Origin of the sequence: Rathayibacter sp. AY1B4 (assembly GCF_002932815.1) — a bacterium.
Classification (GTDB): Bacteria; Actinomycetota; Actinomycetes; order Actinomycetales; family Microbacteriaceae; genus Rathayibacter.
In genome coordinates, this window is the sequence record NZ_PSWN01000027.1 from 26,352 (window position 1) to 42,454 (window position 16,103).

Genomic DNA, 16,103 nt, shown 5'->3' on the forward strand with positions numbered 1-16,103 from the left:
AAGGAGGGACGGCAGGTCGGCCCGAGCCGATACCGTCCCTCCATGGGCTTCTTCGACCGCAACGACTCCTCGACCAGCGCCGCCGCGCCGCAGCCGAGCGCACCCGATCCGCAGCGGCGGGTCTGGAGCGACGGCCTCGGCCGGTTCGCGACCCGCTGCCTCCAGGTGGTCATCGTCCTCCTGCTCGCCTCGGTGCTCGTCTTCGCGATGACGCAGCTCACACTGGTGCTCATCCCCGTGATGATCGCGCTCATCCTCGCCGCGGCGATCCACCCGGTCCTGGCGTGGATGCGGCGCAAGGGCGTGCCGTCGATCCTCGCGACCTGGCTGGCGCTGATCGGGCTGCTCGCGATCCTCGGCGCGGTCGGCTGGCTGATCACGGTCGCGGTCCGCAACCAGTGGGACGAGCTGGTCAGCAGCGCCTCCGACGGCATCACCTCGCTGCAGGACTACGTGCAGCACCTGCCTTTCCAGATCACCGACGAGCAGATCGAGTCCGCCCGCCAGTCGGTCGTCGACTTCCTCACCTCCAGCTCGTTCGGCAACGGCGCGCTCGCGGGCGTCTCCGCGGCGGCGAACTTCATCACCGGCCTCGTGCTGATGATCGTGGTGCTCTTCTTCTTCATGAAGGACGGCCCGAAGATCTGGGAGTTCCTCCTGCGCCCCTTCACCGGCTCGGGCTACGAGCGCGCCAAGCGCGTCGGGCACAAGACGGTCGACGTACTGGGCGGCTACGTCCGCGGAACGGCGACCGTCGCGGCGGTCGACGCGATCGGCATCGGAGTCGCGCTGGCGATCATCCAGGTGCCGCTGGCGATCCCGCTGGCCGTCATCGTCTTCCTCACCGCATTCATCCCGATCGTCGGAGCCACGGCCGCGGGCATCCTCGCCGCTCTCGTCGCCCTGGTCGCCAACGGCCCGGTCGCCGCGCTGATCGTGATCCTGGTCGTCATCGGGGTCAACCAGCTCGAGGGCAACTTCCTCCAGCCGGTCGTGATGGCGCGCTCGCTGAAGCTGCACCCGCTGATCGTCCTGATCGCCCTGACCGTGGGCACCGTCCTCGCCGGCATCGTCGGCGCCGTGCTGGCCGTGCCGATCGCGGCCGTCGTCTGGGGCATCGTCTCGATCTGGAACGGACCCTCCGACCCCGCCGAGCCCGCGCGGCAGAAGCGCGCAGAGACGGTCTAGGCCCCGGGATCGTCGAGCGCGCCTAGCGCTCGACGATCCCGTCGCGCAGCGCCTGCCGGCGGAGCGAGATCTTCGTGCCGACGGCCAGCCCCTCCGCCCGGTACTTGCCCCGGGCGCTGCGCAGCGAGCTCCGCGCGGCGTCCTGGGTGATGCCGAGGAGCGTCGCGACCTGCTTCAGCGGCATCCCGTCGACGAAGAGGCGCACGATCTCCCGCTCGCGGTGCGTCAGGGTGCCCGGGCGGTCGGCCCCGAGCAGCTCCCTGGTCTGCGCCGTCAGGAAGCGCTCGTCGCGCGCCGCCGCCCGGATCGCCGCGAGGATCGTCTCGGTCCGCTCGCTCTTGACCACGTAGCCGTGCGCCCCGGCCTCGAGCGCCCGGCTGATCGTCCCCGGCTCGGAGTGCGTGCTGATGATGACTGTGGCGGCGCCGGCGGCCGCGATGATCCGGATCTTCATGGCGAGGTCGAGCTCGTCGCCGAGGTCGATGTCGAGCAGCACCACGTCGGTCGGGAAGGCCGGGTGAGCGAGCAGGTCCGTCCAGGTGCCGGCCGTCGCCGCCACGCGGATGTCCGTGCCCGAGCGGCGGATCCACTCCGCCAGCGCCGCCAGCAGGATCGGGTGGTCGTCGAGGATGGCCAGCGTGATCGCGGGCTCGATGGTCATGTCGTCGTCCTCCTCCGGGGGCGGTGCGCGACGCGGATCCTCGTCGCGCCGTGATCGGTCGTCGTGCGGTGCTCGCCGATCTCGCTCAGGATGCCCCAGACCGAGCGGTCCAGGTCGCGGGCGCGGATCCCCGCGGCGACGAGAGTGAGCTCGACCTCGCCGCCGGCGCCGGCCTCCAGGCGGACGGCCAGCGAGGGCCGGGCCGCCGGGACGGTGAGCAGCCAGAGCACCGAGAGCAGGCGCGAGCGGTCGAGCGGGGGCAGCAGCGCGGCGGCACCTCCGGGATCGTCCACCGCGACCGCGGAGGACAGCAGCGCCGACTCCTCCACGGCGATGCGCAGCCAGGTGCGGTCGTGGCTGCGGGCGAGCGCCACCCGGAGCTCGTCTCCCAGCACGCGCGCCCGCTCGCCCAGCTCCTCGTCCAGGAGCCCGGGCGTCCGGACCCGTTCGAGGAGCTCCTCGATGCGCGCGTCCACCTGGGTGAACTCGTCGCCGTCGGCCGCGTGGACGGTGCTGTCGGCCAGGCTCCGGTCGAGCGTGCGCCGCACGTACTGGTCGAGCGCGGTCAGCACGACGACGCACACGGCCGCCGGCGCGGTGGCGAGGAGGACGTTGCCCACCGCGAGGGCGGCGCCTCCGTCGCCGAGCAGCGCCTGGCCGACGAGTCCGAGCGCCGCGAGCGCGACCAGGACCACGAGGGCGAGGAACGAGCGCGAGAGCGGCTGGAAGGTGATCAGCGCGATCACGCCCGCGCCCACTCCCACGCAGACCGACGGGTAGTACATCGGTGCCGGAGTGGGCAGCGCGTGGTCGGCGAACTCGAGCAGCAGCGCGATCACGTCGACGCCGAGGACGCCCGCGAAGGCCCAGCGCGGCAGCTCGCCGTGGCGGCGCAGGGCGATCGCGGCCCCCGCCGCGCTCGCGGCGATCACGAGCAGCCAGGAGAGACCGCTCACCCAGGTCGCGGACCGGGCGTCGAGGGACCAGAGGTACGAGATCAGTCCGCGGATGTCGAGCATCACCGCCATGGTGAGGAAGCCCAGCCCGAGGTAGCTCCCGCTCAGGCGGTTCGGCCGCGTCAGGCGCTCGCGGATGCTCCACAGCGCTCCGGGGCTCCGATCCGCCGCGCGGACCAGCTCGAGGAGCGTCCCGTCCTCCGGCCCCTCCTCCTGCCGCGTCCCGCTCACAGCGGCACGCTCAGCAGCGGCACGCTCAGCAGCACGGTCGCGCCGGATCCCGGCGCCGAGAAGACCCGGACCGTGCCGCCCACCGCCTCGACGCGGCCGACGACGGACTCCGCGAGGCCCAGGCGCCCCGGCGGCACCGCGGCCGGATCGAAGCCGCGCCCCTCGTCCGTGACGACGACGCGGAGCGAGCCCGCCTCCTCCGCGACGCTCACGTGCGCCAGCGCTGCCCCGGAGTGACGGCGCACGTTCTCGAGGCACTCCCCGGTCGCGCGCACCAGGGCGTCGAGCACCTCCGCACGGATCCGCGGCTGGGCACCGCCGTGCCAGCGCACCTCGACGCCGACCTCCGCCGACCGCCGACCGAGCGCGGCGAGCGGCTCGGGCAGCCGGACGCCGGAGGCCGGCTCCGGCTCGTCCACCGCCTCCACACCGCGCAGGAGCGCGAGGTCGGCCGCCGCCCGGTCGCGCAGCACCGGAGCCGGCACTCCCTCGCCCCGATGGGCCACGAGCGTCAGGGTCGCCAGGATGGTGTCGTGCATGAGCCGCGCGTCGGCGCGGTGCCGCGACTCGGTCTCGCTGGAGCGGCGCTCGGCGTCGTGGGCCCTCCGGAGACGGGCCGTGCCGACGTGGGCCCGCGCGACGCTGCCCGCGAGCCAGCGGGCGGCCGTCAGCAGCAGGGCCCAGCAGACGACGATCGAGAGGAGGACGAACGGCGCGCGCCCGGACGCCCCCGTCGTCGCCGCCCCGAGGACCAGGACCGGGAGCAGCGCCAGGACCGCGGCCCAGGGCAGGCCCCGCCAGGCGCCGACGGCGAGCATCGCGCACGGCAGCGCCATCGAGGTGAGCATCGTGATCCCGCTCAGGACGGCTCGGAGGGAGGCGTCGACGTCCGGCGAGAGGAACGCGACGAGCGCCGCGACGTCCAGCGCGAGCCCGAGGGCGACCGCCCTCGCCCCCGTCGCGACGGACCGGCTGGGCGCGAGCTGCACGAGCGCCGAGACGACGAGCAGCGCGGCGCTCGGCACCACCGTCAGCAGCTGGGCCGGAGTCAGGGCGAGCAGGTGCAGGGCTGAGGCGGCGGTGAGCACCCCGCCGGCCCGCCGAGCGCAGAGCACGCCGACCTCCCGCTGCTCGCGCAGCAGCACCGCGGCGTCGGCGGGCCGGGGAGGCAGGGGCACGGTGACCTCGGAAGGAGGGGCGGGGGCGAAGACGGGGAGGTGCGGTGGGGTCGGCGGTGGGGTCGGCGCGTTCCGAGTCGTATCGTGGCACACCGCGACCCACTCCAGCGGGCCTTCCGGCCGTCCAGCGCAGGCGGATCGGCGCTCAGTGTGACGCGAGCGGTCGCGCTCGGGGGCCGTGATCCCGTAGAGTCGAGACATCTCCTGGGCGATCGCCCGAATTCCACGGCTGAGAAGTCGCACGACGACGAAGAGACTCAGCCCCTGATAGAGACCGCACCGACCGAGAGCATCGTCCTCGGTCGTCCGGTTCGAACGCCCGCCTCGCACGCGGGTACCGCCCTTCACAGGACGCCGCGGAAGCCGCGCCGTTCCTCGTTCGACCCCCGCTCCACCGGCTCGTCCGGTCCGCGGGACGTTCTCCCCCGCAGAGCCGCCCTCCCCCGGAGGCGCGAGCTCAGCCCCTAGACGACCCGGACGACTCCGGCAGACGCGTGTTTCACCCGCGGAGGCCGAGTCGAGCGGGTACCGCACACTCGTGCGGACTCTGACGACGCCGGCCCCGGTCGGCGTCATTAACACATAAGGAAAAGAAATGCCTACTGGCACCGTTAAGTGGTTCAACTCCGAAAAGGGCTTCGGCTTCATCGCTCCCGACGACGGAGGCGCCGACGTGTTCGCGCACTTCTCCGCCATCGCGAAGCAGGGCTACCGCGAGCTCGTCGAGAACCAGCACGTCGAGTACGACGTCGAGCAGGGCCGCAAGGGCCCGCAGGCCGCGAACATCCGCGGCGTCGGCGAGTAATCTCCGACTTCCGACGCCCCGTCGACCAGGATCCCCGGATCCGGTCGGCGGGGCGTCCGTCGTTGACGGGGTGATCCCGCCCTCGGCCGGCGGAGGCGAAAGCCGTGTCACCCCTCCGGGTCGCAGGATCGGTATCCTCTCCGTGGCGGCTCCCGAGCTCACGGAGCCCGCGACGCCGTCCGGGACTCCGGCGCGTCGGCACGACTTCACGGCGGAGACAATGGGACGACTGATCTACGGACCGCAATCACTCGAGATCGACTTCGAGGACCGGCTCCTCGCGCACCTCAAGGTCGCGATGTTCACCAAGATGCGGCGGAACGAGTCGTTCAGCCTCTCCTGGAGCGAGCCGGAGTCGTCCGGCTACGGCCGCAGCTCCGTCTGGGTGCACCCGACGACTCCGCTGCACTTCCGGTTCCACGGCAGCAAGCGCCCGTCGCTCAACCGCCTGTGGATCGAGCAGTTCATCGCGAGCGCGAACAACACCGGCGAGATGACCGTGGTGCCGGAGCCGGCCGAGGGCTCCTGACCCGCGACGCTCCTCAGACCACGAGCGGCCGGGCCGTGTGCACGAGCTCCTCGTGCGGCAGGGCTCGGAGACGCTCGGCGATCTCGGCACGGGCGCCCGCGTCGACCGACGCCCGGGCGTGCTCCTGCGGCCGCAGCGGCGTGAGGGTGACCAGGTCGGCGTGACCGGTCGCCAGGTCGAGCCGCTCGGGCAGGCCGGGGCTGCGCAGACCCAGGAGGACACCGACGGTGCCCTGCTCGTCGGTCCAGGCGGGCGGCGCCGCGACGTTCGCGAGCCGCGCCGTGTCGAGGGAGCTGCGGCAGCAAACCCCCTGCAGGGCGGCCCGTCGGGCGGCCTCGTACAGCAGGCGGAAGTGCCAGTGGTTCCAGAGCTCGGCGGTGGGGACACCGCGGACGGCGGACGTCTCGAGGCACAGCTCGAGGCCGAGACCGGTGCCGGGATGCGCGAGCCGGTCGAAGGGATCGCTCAGCCCGTCGGTCGCGAGCACCACGGAGGCGCCGCGGTCCACGCGCAGGAAGGCACGGTGATCGGTGGGCCAGCGCGCGCCGCCCCGGACGCCGGGATCCTCGGTCGAGACGACGACGGTGCGATCGAGCGCACCCACTCCGCGCCAGGCGTCGGCCCGGTCCTCCGCCACCGCCTCGGCCAGCGCCCGCCTCTCGTCCTCGGTCCATCGGACCTCACGAGTGCGGTTCAGGAACAACGACATGGGACTCCCCGTCCGCGCGACCGGCGTGCCGCGCTCCCGGAACGCTACGGCGCCCACCCCTGCTCCTCCTCCGAGCAACCGGAACGCCAGCTGTGTTTGTTGCGCGGCGGTCCCCGCCCGCCGCGGCGCGGTCGGCTCCCAGGAGTGGCCGGGCAGGTGGAGCGGGTCGCGTCCGGCTACGCCGAAACGCTGGAACGCGTTTCGACGGTTCGCCTCCGGCGGTGGTCGTTACCGCGGCGGTAGCCGGCCGCCGCGGAAGAAGGCTCAACCCAGCGGGTTGATGCCGTTGGTGCGCCAGCGCTCGTCGGCGAGCTGGCCGGGGGTGCCGGCGCTCGCGTTCTCGCCCAGGGGCTCGCCGCCCTCGATCGCGTCGGCGCCGAGTGCGGTGCCGGCTCCCTCGGCGGTGCTGCCGGGGGGCAGCAGGCCCTCCTCGTCCTCGCGGGGGCCGACCTCGTCCTCGGGGGCGTTCTCGGAGCCGCTCTCGCTCATCGGGTCGTAGCCGTGGTCCGGGTCGCGGCTCTCGTCGGCCGTCGTGTTCTCCTCGACCTCGGCGTCGGCGGGACGGACGTCGTCGGCCTTCTCCGCATCGGTGGAGGGGGTGGCCTCGAAGCCTGCGAACTCGGGGCTGTCGTCTGCGCTCATGGCCGCCACGGTAGCACCGGGCCCGCGGGCACTGGAGGGGGTTCCGCCGGGCGCGAGCGACGCTTCCGCTCAGCGGCCACGCCCTAGGCTCGGGGGGCTGGCACGGACGACGGGAGCGACATGCGACGACTCGGGTACGACAGGTTCGGCGGGCCCGATCTGCTCTCGTGGCGGGAAGCGCCGGTGCCCATGCCGGGTCGCGGCGAGGTCCTGGTGCGCACGCGCGCGGCGAGCATCAACGCGACCGACGAGAAGATCCTGTCCGGCTCCGCGCGGATCATGGCCGTCGGCCGCTCCCGTCCCTACGGGTTCGGCCTCGACATCGCCGGCACCGTCGAGGCGCTCGGCCCGGGGTCGCACTCGGTCGCGATCGGCGACCGCGTGGTGGGGATGACCCGCGACGGCGACGCCTTCGCCGACGCGTCCATCGCGCGCAGCCGCTCGCTCGTCCCGATGCCCGACTCCCTCGGCTTCGTCGAGGCCGTCACGCTCGCGATGTCGGGCGGCACCGCGGTGGGCCTGGTCGACGCACTGCACGTGCGCGCCGGCGAGCGCGTCCTCGTCAGCGGCGGCTCGGGAGCCATCGGCGATCCGACGATCCAGCTGCTGGTGCGGGCGGGATGCACGGTCGCGGCCACCGGCTCGGCCGCCTCCGCCGACCTCCTCCGCTCGCTCGGCGCCGAGCCGCACGACTACCGCGCGCTCGACCTCGGGGTGCTGGGCGGCCGCTTCGACGTGGTCGTCGACGTCTCCGGCCACCTGCCGGTCGACGACGCGGCGATCCTCCTGGCCGAGGGCGGGCGCATCGCGACGCTGGTGCCGAGCGGTCCGGCGCTGGTCTCGCAGGCGACGGGCCTCGTCCGCCGCGACCGCCCGCGGGTGCGCAACATGATCGTGGTGGCGACGGCGGAGCGGATCGGGCGCGCGGTCTCGCTCGCCGCCTCCGGCGAGCTGCGACCCCGGCCGGGCGCCGTGCATCCGCTGGGCGACGTCGTCGACGTGCTGTCGCGCCGAGCGACCGGCGCCGACCGCACGATCGGCAAGATCGTCTTCACCGCCGACGACTCGGCTCCGCTGAGCTGACCACCGTCTCCTCCTCCTCGGCCGGTCGGCCGAGCGAGAGCGTGGCCACAAAGCCGACGGCGAGGAACCCGGCGGCCGCGAAGGCGGCGTAGCGGGTGCCGTCCGAGAACGCCTCGCCCGCCGCCCGGGCCGCGTCGGCGGTGTCCGGTGAGGCGGCCAGCCCTGCGATCGCGGCGCCGGAGGAGTCGACCACCGCGTCGACGGTGCTCGCGACCTGCTCCGCGGGGAGGCCCTGCTGCTCGAGCGAGGTCGTGAGGACCCCCGCGGTCGAGGTGTAGAGGATCGTCCCGAGCACGGCGATGCCCAGCGCCGAGCCGATCTGCCGCGCGGTCGACTGCGTGCCCGAGCCCTGCCCGCTGAGCTCGACGGGCACGTCCCGGAGCACGACCCCGGTCAGCTGCGCCGTCGCGAGGCCGACGCCGAAGCCGTAGACGGCGAGGAACGGGACGAGGGCCCACCACGGGGTGGAGTCGGAGACGACCAGGCCGATGCCCGCGACTCCGACGATCTCGGCCAAGAGGCCCACCCGCACGATCAGCACCGGCGCGACCCTGTTGCCGAAGGCGCCGGCGAAGCCCGAGGCGACGAAGGAGCCGAGCGCGAGCGCGAGGAGCACCAGGCCGGTCTGCACGGCCGTGTAGCCGAGGACGCTCTGGAGCCAGATCGGCAGCGCCAGGATGATCCCGAACTCGCCGAGCGAGACGATCATCGCGGCGAGGTTGCCGTTGCGGAACGAGGCGAGGCGGAAGAGCCCGATCGCGAGCATCGCCGAGCGCCCGGCGCGCTCGCGGGCCCGCGCCCAGAGGACGAAGGCGACCCCGGCGAGCACCGCGACGGCGAACGCGATCGGGACCGGCGAGAGGCTGAGCGGCCAGCTCCAGCCGCCGACGCTCAGCCGCTCGTCGACGCCCCACCAGCCGAGGGTGCGCCCCTCGATGAGGGCGAACACGAGGGAGGCGGAGGCGATGATCGAGAGCGCGGCGCCGACGAGGTCGACCCGCCGCCCGTCGGGCTGCCGCGACTCGTCGACGAACAGCAGCGCTCCGACCACGATGATCACGCCGAGCGGGATGTTGATGCCGAACGCCCAGCGCCAGGAGAAGTCGGTGGTGAGCCAGCCGCCGAGCAGCGGGCCGACCGCGGTCATGCCGCCGATGGTCGAGCCCCAGACGGCGAAGGCGATGGCGCGCTCGCGCCCGCGGAAGGTGGCGTTGATGAGCGAGAGGGTCGTCGGCAGCACCATCGCTCCTCCGACGCCCTGCACGACCCGGGAGAGGATCAGCAGGTCGCCGGTCGGAGCGAGGGCCGCCGCGACGGAGGAGAGCGCGAAGAGCGAGACGCCGACGATCAGCATGCGGCGCCGGCCCCAGCGGTCGGCGAGGGTGCCGAAGACCAGCAGGAGCGCGGCGAACACGAGCGTGTACGACTCCTGCACCCACTGCACCTGGGTCGAGGTGATCCCGAGATCGGCGACGATCGACGGGATGGCGACGTTGACGATGGTCGAGTCGACGATGATCGTCGCCACTCCGAGGCTGATGACGACCAGCCCGATCCACTTGCGGTTGCGCACGACGCTCTCCTCCGGCGATTTAGTAAGCCAGCTGACTATACGCCCGCGGAGGGCGCCGTGTCGAAGGGAGGGCCTGGAAGATTAGCGGGAGGCGGGCGCGGCGACAAGGGCGCGAAGCTCCCGGAGCCGCCCGGTCAGGATGGACGCATGCCCGCATCCCCCCGTTCCTTCCCGTATCCCCTCGGCGTCTCCCTCCGCGGCGACGCCGGCGCCGACGTCGCCGTCTACTCCGAGACCGCGGACAGCGTCGAGGTCTGCCTCTTCGACGAGTCCGGAGCAGAGACCCGCGTCGCCCTCACCGAGCGGACCGGCCACGTCTTCCACGGCCTCGTCCCCGAGATGGGCATCGGCACCCGCTACGGACTGCGCGTCGACGGCCCCTGGGACCCCGCCAACGGCCTCCGCCACAACGCCGCCAAGCTCCTCCTCGACCCGCACGCCACCGCGATCGAGGGCTCGTACACCTGGTCCGAGGACGTCTTCGGCCAGTTCTACGAGGACGCCGACACCCGCAACGACGCCGACTCCGCGCACGCGGTCCCCCGCTGCGTCGTCACCGACCCCGACTCCTTCGACTGGAGCGGCGACACCGCGCCGCGCATCCCGCTCGAGGAGACCGTCGTCTACGAGGTGCACGTGAAGGGCTTCACGAAGCTGCACCCCGACGTGCCCGAGGACATCCGCGGCACCTACCGCGGCCTCGCGCACCCCGCCGCGATCAAGCACTTCACCGACCTGGGCGTGACCTCGGTCGAGCTGCTCCCCGTGCACCAGTTCGTGCAGGACTCGCACCTCGAGGAGAAGGGCCTGCGCAACTACTGGGGCTACAACTCCCTCGGCTTCTTCGCGCCGCACAACGAGTACTCCCACGCTGGCGACGACGGCTCGCAGGTCGACGAGTTCAAGGCCATGGTCAAGGCGTTCCACGAGGCCGGCCTCGAGGTCATCCTCGACGTGGTCTACAACCACACCGCCGAGGGCAACGACAAGGGCCCCACCCTCTCGTTCAAGGGCATCGACAACGGCTCCTACTACCGCCTGGTGGAGGAGGACCGCGCGAACTACTTCGACACCACCGGCACCGGCAACAGCCTCAACGTCGCGCACCCGGCCGCGCTCGGCCTGATCATGGACTCCCTGCGCTACTGGGTGACCGAGATGCACATCGACGGCTTCCGCTTCGACCTCGCCACCACCCTCACCCGCCAGACCGGTGAGGCCGAGGTGCACAGCGCCTTCCTCGACCTGATCGCGCAGGACCCGGTGCTCGCGCCCGTCAAGATGATCGCCGAGCCGTGGGACACCGCCGGCTACCAGGTCGGCGGCTTCCCCGCGGACTGGTCGGAGTGGAACGGGAAGTTCCGCGACGACGTGCGCGACTTCTGGAACGGCGCCGACTCGGTGCTCGGCACGACCGCGCAGCGCGTCCTCGGCTCCCCCGACGTGTACGAGGCCGACCGCCGCTCGCCGGTCTCCAGCATCAACTTCGTCACCGCGCACGACGGCTTCACCCTCGCCGACCTCACCGCGTACTCGCGCAAGCACAACGCGGCCAACGGCGAGGACAACAACGACGGCGAGAGCGACAACCGCTCCTCCAACAACGGCGCCGAGGGCCCGACCGAGAACGAGGCGGTCAACGAGCGCCGCGACCGCATGCGCCGCAACTTCCTCGCGACGCTGCTGCTCTCGGCCGGCGTGCCGATGATCCTGGGCGGCGACGAGATCGCCCGCACCCAGGGCGGCAACAACAACGCCTACTGCCAGGACGACGAGATCTCGTGGTTCGACTGGGAGAACGCGGACCGCGAGCTGCTCGCCTTCACCCGCGAGCTGATCGCCCTCCGCGCCGCGGAGCCGGCGCTGCGCCCGAAGTGGTTCCGCCGCGCGCCCGGCGACGGCGGCCCCGACACGGTCGACATCCTCCGCTCCGACGCGCAGGGCTTCGCCGACGAGGACTGGGACAACCCCGACGCCCGCTCGATCACGTTCGTGTTCGAGCACGAGGGCAGCGCGAGCTTCGCCCTGCTGCTGAACGCGGCGGAGAACGGCGTCGAGTTCACCGTTCCCGAGGCGCCCGCCGCCGAGTGGACGCTGGCCGCCTCGAGCGACCCGGAGCAGGTCGTCGAGGGCGAGGTCACCACGCTGATCGTCCGCGACGGCTCGTTCACGCTGCTGCGCTCGGCCTCCTGATGACCGGCCGGACCCCGCGGCTCCTCCGCTTCGGCGGGCGCATCGCGGGGTTCGGCACGTCCTCGGGCACGAGGATCGTGCTGGGCCTCTGGGAGGACACCCCCTTCGGCCCGTTCGCCGACGCGATGGTCGAGGACGGCGACGGCCACCGCCTCCTGATCGCACCGACCCGCGAGGTCGCGGACTTCATCGGGTCGACGTACGCGTTCGACGAGGTGCGGATCGCGCCGGTGTCGTGGCGGAGGATCGCGGGCGGCCTGTCCGTCGCGGCCGGACCGCTCGCGGTGCGACTGGAGCTCGGCGGTCTCACTCCGCTCGGCCGGCTGCTGCGGATCGTTCCACGACCGCTCGCCGAGCACCCGGCATGGCTGACCGCGATCTCGCCGGTCGCCTCCCTGCTCGTCCGCGGGGTCAGCACGGCCGGGTCGGCCGGGCACGGACGCCGCGAGTACTACGGCGTGCGGGCGATCCGCCGCGTCGAGGGCGTCCACGCGGTGCTGGCGGAGGAGGACCTCGGCCCGTTGCGCCCGCTCTCGCCGCCCGTGCGGTTCGGCTTCTCGTCGGCGCCCGCCGCTCCGGCGATCGTCGACGTCACCACCACCATCGCGCTCCCGCGCGAGGGGACCACCGCGCTCCGGCGCGACCGAGAGAGAGGAGCCGCCTCGTGAAGAAGGGCGACAAGATCAGCTGGAACACCTCGCAGGGCGAGACCCACGGCGAGCTGGTCGAGAAGAAGACGAAGGAGTTCCAGTTCGAGGGGCAGAAGTTCAACGCCTCGGACGACGAGCCCTACTGGATCGTGCAGAGCGACAAGACCGACGCGAAGGCCGCGCACAAGGAGTCGTCGCTGACGAAGAAGTGAGCGGGCGCAGGCCGAGCGGCTGCGGGCCGGGCTCCGGATCGACTCCGGGGCCCGGCCCGCGCCCGTCTCACGCGATGCGGATGAGCTTCTTGTTCACGAACTCCTCGAGGGCGGGGCGGCCCATCTCGCGGCCGGTGCCCGAGCGCTTCACGCCGCCGAAGGGCAGCTCGGCCGCGTCGCCGAGGACGAGGTTGATCCAGACCATCCCCGCGTCGATCCGGTCCGCCAGGCGCAGCGCCTGCTCCTGGTCGGTCGTGTAGAGGTAGGAGCCGAGGCCGTAGGGGGTGTCGTTCGCGAGGGCGATCGCCTCGTCCTCGTCGCGGACGCGGTAGAGCGCGGCGACGGGGCCGAAGAACTCCTCGCGGTAGGCGTCCATCTCGGGCGTGACGCCCTCGAGCACGGCGGGCGGGAAGAAGTTGCCGGTCACCTCGCCGCTGGCGCGGACGGTGGCCCCCTGCTCGCGCGCGGCCGCCAGCTGCGCCTCGAGGCGCTCCGTCGCGGCGGAGGAGGAGAGCGGGCCGAGGAGGGTGCCCTCCGCGAACGGATCGGCCGGCTGGGCGCGGGTGAACGCCTCCGTGAACTTCTCGGCGAACGCGTCGTACAGCTCGTCGATCACGATGAAGCGCTTCGCGGCGTTGCAGGACTGGCCGTTGTTGTCCAGGCGCGCGGCGACCGCGTCCTCAACCGCCTTGTCGAGGTCGTCGGTCGACAGGAGCACGAACGGGTCGGAGCCGCCGAGCTCGAGCACGACCTTCTTCAGGTGCCGGCCCGCGAGCTCCGCGACGGCCGCGCCGGCCCGCTCGGAGCCGGTGACGGAGACGCCCTGGACCCGGGGGTCGGCGATGACGGTCGCGGCCTGCTCGTTCGTGGCGTAGAGGTTCACGTAGACGCCGGCGGGCGCGCCCAGCTCCTCGGCCGCGGTGCGGAACACGTCGGCGATGGCGGCGGCCGACTCCGGGCACTGCGGCGCGTGCTTGAGCAGGATCGTGTTGCCCGCGACCACGTTCGGGCCGGCGAAGCGGGCCACCTGGTAGTAGGGGAAGTTCCACGGCATGATGCCCAGCAGCACGCCCAGCCCGGCGCGGCGGATCAGCGCGGAGCCGGTGCCCTCGGCGAGCTCGATCGGCTCGTCGGCGAGGAAGGCCTCGCCGTTCTCGGCGTAGTAGCGGTAGATGTCGGCGGCGAAGCCGACCTCGCCCTGCGCCTGGTCGAGCGGCTTGCCCATCTCGCGGACGATGATCGCCGCGAGCTCGTCGGCGCGCTCGACGTGCAGCTCTGCCACGCGGGCGATCAGCGCCGCGCGGGTCGCGACGGGCACGGTCCGCGACCACGAGGAGTACGCGTCCTGCGCCGAGCCGATCGCCGCGGTCAGCTCGGCGTCGCCGAGGGTCGGGTACTCGCGGAGGGTCTCCCCCGTGGCCGGGTCGATCACGGCGTAGTAGGTGCTCATGCGGGCTGTGCTCCTTCGCGCTGGGGGGCCGGTGCGGTCGCGCCGTCCTCGTCGATGATCTCCTGTGCCAGGCGCCTGCCGACGCGGATGGCGCCGTCGACGTGCTGGTAGCCCTCGGCGGCGAGGTCGCTCGTGCCGAAGCGGAGCGGACCCACCGGCTCCAGCTGCAGCGCGCCGTACCGGGTCAGCCCGCCCAGGTCGAAGCTCGCGGCGTACGCGCCCTGCGTCCACTCCTCGGACGCCCAGTCGCTCTCGTAGTAGACGACCGGATCGAGTGCGGCCGGGCCGAAGTAGGCGGCGAGCGAGTCGAGGATCGCGGCCTTCCGCTCCGTCTCGTCGAGCGCGAGCACGCGGTCGGCCTTCTCGTCCGAGACGAAGCCGACCAGGGTGCCGCGCTCCTCCCCGTGGTTCGAGTTGTCGTAGGCCTCGTGGACGAGCGAGTGCGGGCTGAACGCGGTGCCGGAGAGGCCGTCGGCGCGCCAGAAGGGCGTGGCGTAGGTGGCGTGCACCTTGATCACGAGGCCGAGCGACTGGTGCTGCAGGGCCTGCTGCCGCAGGCGCGGGAGCGGCGGGTCGAACGAGATGCGGCCGACGAGGTTCGGCGGCACGGCGACGATCGCACGGCGAGCGCGGAGGACGACGCCGTCGGCGCGCACCTCGACCCCGTCGTCGCCGTAGCGGACGGAGCGGACCGGGTGCCCGAGCAGGACACGCTCGGCGCCGAGGCGCTCGGCGAGCCGCTCCGGGACCTGCTGGAGGCCGCCGATCACGCGCTTGTCGAGGATGAAGTCGGCGTCGACCAGGTTGCTGAAGCTCCCCGCGCTCGCGGCCATGAGGAGCGCCTGGAGGAGGGAGAAGGCGTGCGCCGGCTTGGTGAGCATGGCGTCGGCGAGGAAGAGGGCGATGTTGGCCCGTGCCTCCTCGTCGTCGCTCTGCTGCTCCAGCCAGGCGGCGAAGGTGACGCGGTCGTAGTCGCGGGCGAGCGGATGCGTCCACGGCGCCGCCGGGTCCGTCTCGGCGACGAGGCGGTCGAGCACCTCGATCAGACGGGAGATCTCGGACTCGGTGCGCTCGCTCCCCGGGAAGATGTCGCCGGTGAAGCGTCGAGCGGAGCCGTCGGCGCCGATGTAGACGCTCTCGCCCTCGCGGTAGCGGGAGTAGGTGCCGAGGCCGAGCTCGTCGAGGGTCTCGAGGAGCGCCGTCTGGTCCGGCGAGACCCACTGGCCGCCGAGCTCGAGGAGCTGCCCGTCGACCACGCGGGTCTCGAGCCGCCCGCCCACGCGCTCGCGCGCCTCGACGACGACGACGTCGAGCCCGTGCTGCTGCAGCCGGAGCGCCGCGGTGAGTCCGGTGGCACCGGCTCCGATCACGACGACGTCGTGCTCGCTGGGGGACATGACTTCTCTTTCCGTCGGTGATCGCGGGAGTGGACGCGCGAATACGGATGATCCTGTCACAGAAGCGGAGGAGAACGTCAGTGAGTGCGCCCGATGGAGGGTGGACTCGGAGCGCCTTCCACCGAACTACATAGGCGTGCTATATTTTTTCTCGTGCCCGATCCCAGTGCCCCCGTGCGTCTCGCCTCCGCCGCCACCGCCCTCACGCGGTTCGCGGGCCGGGCGAGCGGCGCGACCGGGCTCGGCGCGCAGTCCGGAGCCGTCTGGTCGACGCTCGCCGAGCTGCGCACCGCCTCCCCCTCCCGCCTCGGCGAGCTCGCCGAGCGGGTCCGCGTCACCCAGCCGACGATGACCGGCATCATCGCCCGGCTCGACGAGGCCGGCTGGATCCGCCGCGTCCACGACGCCGGCGACGGCCGCGCCTGGCTGATCGAGGGCACTCCCGCCGGCTTCGACGCCCTCGCCGAGCACCGGCTCCGCCTCGAGGCCGCCCTCGCCCCGCTGTTCGAGGACCTCGACGAGGACGACCGCCTCGCCCTCGAGCGCGCCGCGACCCTCGTCGAGGCCCGCGTCGCCCGCATCGCCGGCCCGAACGTGGTCGCGGGCAACACGATCCTGCTCAAGCACGCGCCGCAGTGCCCGGAGT

The 16,103-nt window shown here is 72.9% G+C and carries 16 protein-coding genes; 8 read left to right on the plus strand and 8 right to left on the minus strand.

Translation table 11 applies throughout. From position 1 onward, the window contains the following. Positions 1-42 precede the first annotated feature (42 nt). Positions 43-1,188, plus strand: a complete 1,146-nt coding sequence (locus C5D66_RS14730) for an AI-2E family transporter (protein WP_104226105.1) — start codon at positions 43-45, stop codon at positions 1,186-1,188. A gap of 22 nt (positions 1,189-1,210) precedes the next feature. On the opposite strand, the gene C5D66_RS14735 is transcribed toward C5D66_RS14730, so the two are convergent. Genes C5D66_RS14735 through C5D66_RS14745 form a run of 3 tightly spaced genes read right to left on the minus strand, consistent with a single transcriptional unit; the run spans position 1,211 to position 4,214 of the window. Continuing rightward, on the minus strand, positions 1,211-1,849 hold the full coding sequence (locus C5D66_RS14735) for a response regulator (RefSeq protein WP_104256476.1): 639 nt from the start codon (positions 1,847-1,849) through the stop codon (positions 1,211-1,213). Next, a complete protein-coding gene (locus tag C5D66_RS14740) occupies positions 1,846-3,036 on the minus strand; it encodes a hypothetical protein (protein ID WP_104239690.1) in 1,191 nt (396 codons plus the stop codon). Before C5D66_RS14740 ends, C5D66_RS14735 begins: the two co-directional genes overlap by 4 nt. Continuing rightward, positions 3,033-4,214, minus strand: a complete 1,182-nt coding sequence (locus C5D66_RS14745; RefSeq protein ID WP_104249945.1) for a sensor histidine kinase — start codon at positions 4,212-4,214, stop codon at positions 3,033-3,035. The genes C5D66_RS14740 and C5D66_RS14745 overlap by 4 nt, the downstream gene beginning before the upstream one ends. Before the next feature lie 595 nt (positions 4,215-4,809). On the opposite strand from C5D66_RS14745, the gene C5D66_RS14750 reads away from it, so the two are divergent. Together C5D66_RS14750 and C5D66_RS14755 are read left to right on the plus strand one after the other, a co-directional pair. Continuing rightward, a complete protein-coding gene (locus C5D66_RS14750) occupies positions 4,810-5,019 on the plus strand; it encodes a cold-shock protein (protein ID WP_055786246.1) in 210 nt (69 codons plus the stop codon). A gap of 220 nt (positions 5,020-5,239) precedes the next feature. Next, complete coding sequence (locus C5D66_RS14755; RefSeq protein WP_104226101.1) at positions 5,240-5,548, plus strand: hypothetical protein; 309 nt, start codon at positions 5,240-5,242, stop codon at positions 5,546-5,548. A gap of 13 nt (positions 5,549-5,561) precedes the next feature. On the opposite strand, the gene C5D66_RS14760 is transcribed toward C5D66_RS14755, so the two are convergent. Further along, positions 5,562-6,257, minus strand: coding sequence for a hypothetical protein (locus C5D66_RS14760; RefSeq protein WP_104238971.1), 696 nt, complete (start codon positions 6,255-6,257; stop codon positions 5,562-5,564). A gap of 264 nt (positions 6,258-6,521) precedes the next feature. Beyond that, complete coding sequence (locus C5D66_RS14765; protein ID WP_146079321.1) at positions 6,522-6,899, minus strand: hypothetical protein; 378 nt, start codon at positions 6,897-6,899, stop codon at positions 6,522-6,524. Between the two features lie 120 nt (positions 6,900-7,019). Between C5D66_RS14765 and C5D66_RS14770 the strand changes: the two genes are divergently transcribed. Beyond that, positions 7,020-7,982, plus strand: a complete 963-nt coding sequence (locus tag C5D66_RS14770; RefSeq protein ID WP_104226099.1) for an NADP-dependent oxidoreductase — start codon at positions 7,020-7,022, stop codon at positions 7,980-7,982. Here the strand turns inward: C5D66_RS14770 and C5D66_RS14775 are convergent. Next, complete coding sequence (locus C5D66_RS14775; protein WP_104256601.1) at positions 7,951-9,555, minus strand: DHA2 family efflux MFS transporter permease subunit; 1,605 nt, start codon at positions 9,553-9,555, stop codon at positions 7,951-7,953. The genes C5D66_RS14770 and C5D66_RS14775 overlap by 32 nt on opposite strands. 147 nt (positions 9,556-9,702) lie before the next feature. On the opposite strand from C5D66_RS14775, the gene glgX reads away from it, so the two are divergent. The 3 genes from glgX to C5D66_RS14790 are packed head-to-tail and all read left to right on the plus strand — an operon-like array spanning position 9,703 to position 12,610. Next, positions 9,703-11,748: a glycogen debranching protein GlgX gene (gene glgX, locus C5D66_RS14780; protein ID WP_104256602.1), complete on the plus strand. Its 2,046-nt coding sequence runs from the start codon at positions 9,703-9,705 to the stop codon at positions 11,746-11,748. Beyond that, positions 11,748-12,416: a hypothetical protein gene (locus C5D66_RS14785; protein WP_104246956.1), complete on the plus strand. Its 669-nt coding sequence runs from the start codon at positions 11,748-11,750 to the stop codon at positions 12,414-12,416. Before glgX ends, C5D66_RS14785 begins: the two co-directional genes overlap by 1 nt. After that, positions 12,413-12,610: a DUF2945 domain-containing protein gene (locus C5D66_RS14790; RefSeq protein WP_056866275.1), complete on the plus strand. Its 198-nt coding sequence runs from the start codon at positions 12,413-12,415 to the stop codon at positions 12,608-12,610. Before C5D66_RS14785 ends, C5D66_RS14790 begins: the two co-directional genes overlap by 4 nt. Before the next feature lie 67 nt (positions 12,611-12,677). Here C5D66_RS14790 and C5D66_RS14795 read toward each other — a convergent pair whose 3' ends face one another. Beyond that, a complete protein-coding gene (locus tag C5D66_RS14795; RefSeq protein ID WP_104326953.1) occupies positions 12,678-14,060 on the minus strand; it encodes an NAD-dependent succinate-semialdehyde dehydrogenase in 1,383 nt (460 codons plus the stop codon). Next, positions 14,057-15,457: an NAD(P)/FAD-dependent oxidoreductase gene (locus C5D66_RS14800; RefSeq protein WP_104326954.1), complete on the minus strand. Its 1,401-nt coding sequence runs from the start codon at positions 15,455-15,457 to the stop codon at positions 14,057-14,059. The genes C5D66_RS14795 and C5D66_RS14800 overlap by 4 nt, the downstream gene beginning before the upstream one ends. A gap of 153 nt (positions 15,458-15,610) precedes the next feature. Here C5D66_RS14800 and C5D66_RS14805 point away from each other — a divergent pair. Then, on the plus strand, positions 15,611-16,103 hold a 493-nt coding region (locus C5D66_RS14805; protein ID WP_181125768.1), incomplete at its 3' end, for a MarR family winged helix-turn-helix transcriptional regulator.